Raw genomic sequence first — 2,711 nt, forward strand, 5'->3', positions numbered from 1 at the left:
CGGGGAAATTTTCGTTCGCCATGCCGAAGCAGATCCATGGCGGAACATTCAGCAAAAGGCGCCAGGTCCGCCATTATACAGGTGTATCGGAGACGCCCGAGCACGCACCTGATACTTCTCGATGGGAGTTGATCTGATGCGACAAGTCTTTTCGAAATGGCCGAGCCTGGCTGTGGCCGACTCAGCAGCCTTGTATCCGCCGGATGCCTTACCGGCCTGGATCAGCGCTGCGCCACCGCGACGCTGGCGCATCTTCCTGGGGGACCTTGGTCCTGCGGCGGCCCTCGTGCTGGCTCCCATCGGAGTGGCAGCGGCTGCGTCATGGCAGATCGCCCGCGCGGATGCTGCCGCGATCTGGCTCGGCGCCGTCGCGATGCTGTCGGCTGGACTCGCCGTCGCCTGCGCGATGCGGCTGAGACGGGCGTTGCGCCAGCGGACGGAGCACGTCGCAGCGATCTTCGAGCGCGCCGGCATCTCGATGTGGCGCGAGGACTGGACGGCCGTTGGCGAAGCGGTGATCGCGCTGCGCAAGGCAGGGGTCACTGATCTGGAATCCCACTTCGCCGAGCGGCCCGACGAATTGCGGGCGCTTAAGTCGAAGGTTATCGTCCGCGACGTCAACGCCTTCACGCTTGAGGAAACGGGAGCGGCGGACAAGAGCTCCTATCTTGGCCCGCTCGACCGGCTCCTCCCGGAAACTGACCAGACATTCGTGCAATGGCTCGTGGCCTTTGGCCGCGGAGACCGCTTCTTTCGGTCGGAGGCTCACATCACAACGGCAGATGGCACGGAGATCGACACGCTGTTTACTGCCATGCTTCCACGAGACCTCGCCGGCTTTGCCGACATCGTCGTCACTTCGGTGGACGTCACCCGCTACAAGCAAGCGCAGGCCAAGCTCTCCGAGGCAGAGACCAGCGCGGCTAAAACGTCTCGGATCGCGACTGCAAATGCGCTCAGCGCCGCGATCGCCCACGAGGTGAACTCGCCGCTCGCGGCGATCCTCGCCAATGCCCAAGCGGCGCAGCGACTGCTCAATCTTCCTCAGCCCGATCTCGCGGAGGCGGAGGCGGCGCTGGCAGATGTAGTTTCACAGGCATCGCGCGCGCGCGACGTCGTCGCTAGGACGACGTCCTACTTCAGCAAGACATCGGGGCAGTTCGTCGCGACGAATCTCCTGCACGCGGCGCGCCAAGCCTGCCTTCTGGTCGAGAGCGAGCTACGAAGTCACGGAGCTGTGGTCCACCTCGCCGTGGATGACGACCTGCCGCTCGCACTGGTCGATCCAGTTCTGATCCAGCAGGTCTTCGTCAACCTGATGGTCAACGCCGCTCAGGCCATGGCAGAGGTGCCGGGAAATCGCGACATCACTATTATGATGCGTGCCACGGCCCAAGCCGTCGCGGTCGAGATACGCGACACGGGACCTGGCGTCCCGCCCGACCGGCGCGTCACCATCTTCGAACCGTTCCGATCGAGCCGTCCGGGTGGCATGGGAATGGGTTTGGCAATCTGCCGCAACTGCATCGATGCTCATGGCGGCGATATCTGGGTCGATTCCGCGCCGGGAGGCGGTGCCGCTTTCAGTTTCACAGTGCCGCTCGCTCATGGCTGAGCAGCCCGCCATCCGCGGCATCGTCGCGATCGTCGACGACGACCCCTTCATCCGAACGGCGCTCGGCCGCCTCGTTCGTTCGGTCGGCGATCAGGCAGAGACCTTCGCCAATGCCCATGAGGTGTTGGCATACGCCGCTCTGCCGCAGCTCTTCTGCGTCCTCGCCGATCTGCAGATGCCCGACATGAACGGATTCGAGTTGATCCAGGTCTTGGCAGAAAGCGCGCCTGGCCTGCCGGTCGTGGCGATGACGGCCTATTCCAGCGACGCGATCAGGCAACGGGCCATCGAAGCGGGCGCGGCCGCCTATCTCAGCAAGCCTTTTGATGCCAAACAGCTTGAGGATTGCCTGCAGGATCTCGGTATGCGCGGAGGACGGTGATTTGCTCGCAGCGATGGATGCTGTCGTTCATATCGTCGATGATGACCCGGCGCTGCGACGGGGGCTGGTGAGACTGTGTCGCGCAACCGGTCTCGAGGCCATCGAGCACGCTGACGCCAGCACACTTGGAGAGGGAGCACTGGCCCTGCGTCCGGCCTGCGTCGTGCTGGATGTCAGGTTGGCTGAGAATAACGGCATCACCGTTCAGGAGACCTTGCGCGACGCCGGCTTCACCGTTCCGATCATTTTCCTGACGGGGTACGGCACGATACCGATGACGGTGCGCGCGATGCGCGGTGGCGCGATCGAGTTTTTGACAAAGCCGGCGGAAGAGGAGGTCTTGCTTGAGGCGATCAGACGGGCCCTTGAGGCTGACCGGCGGCAGCTCATTACCGCCCGTGCCAAAGCAGAATGTGAGGACCGCTACGCCACACTGACCGAGCGTGAGCGCGATGTCTTGGCTTGCGCCGTTGGGGGCCTGATGAACAAGCAGATCGCGGGGGAACTCGGGCTATCCGAGATTACCGCGAAGGTTCACAAGCGGCGCGTGATGGACAAGATGGGGGCACGGTCGTTGCCTGACCTCGTCCGTATGGCCGAAGCACTGAGCTTACCGATCCGGCGGCGGCGCTGACCTCGGTCGAGGTCGCGAGGCTAGAGCGGTCTCAGTTGGCGTCCGGTTTCAGGCAGCCGACCAATGGCAGGAACTGGCGC

At 63.9% G+C, this 2,711-nt stretch carries 3 protein-coding genes; all 3 read left to right on the plus strand.

What is annotated here, in order from left to right:
• Positions 1 to 121: 121 nt before the first annotated feature.
• Genes AX750_RS13220 through AX750_RS13230 form a run of 3 tightly spaced genes read left to right on the plus strand, consistent with a single transcriptional unit; the run spans position 122 to position 2,631 of the window.
• Positions 122 to 1,615 carry an ATP-binding protein gene (locus AX750_RS13220; RefSeq protein WP_067254438.1) on the plus strand — a complete coding sequence of 498 codons (1,494 nt, stop codon included), beginning with the start codon at positions 122 to 124 and terminating at the stop codon, positions 1,613 to 1,615.
• Positions 1,530 to 1,997, plus strand: coding sequence for a response regulator (locus AX750_RS13225; protein WP_082752433.1), 468 nt, complete (start codon positions 1,530 to 1,532; stop codon positions 1,995 to 1,997). The genes AX750_RS13220 and AX750_RS13225 overlap by 86 nt, the downstream gene beginning before the upstream one ends.
• Position 1,998: 1 nt before the next feature.
• Positions 1,999 to 2,631, plus strand: a complete 633-nt coding sequence (locus AX750_RS13230; protein ID WP_245282392.1) for a response regulator — start codon at positions 1,999 to 2,001, stop codon at positions 2,629 to 2,631.
• Positions 2,632 to 2,711 lie beyond the last annotated feature (80 nt).

Origin of the sequence: Methylobacterium sp. CCH7-A2, from assembly GCF_001557075.1 — a bacterium.
GTDB classification, from domain to species: Bacteria; Pseudomonadota; Alphaproteobacteria; order Rhizobiales; family Beijerinckiaceae; genus Allobosea; species Allobosea massiliensis.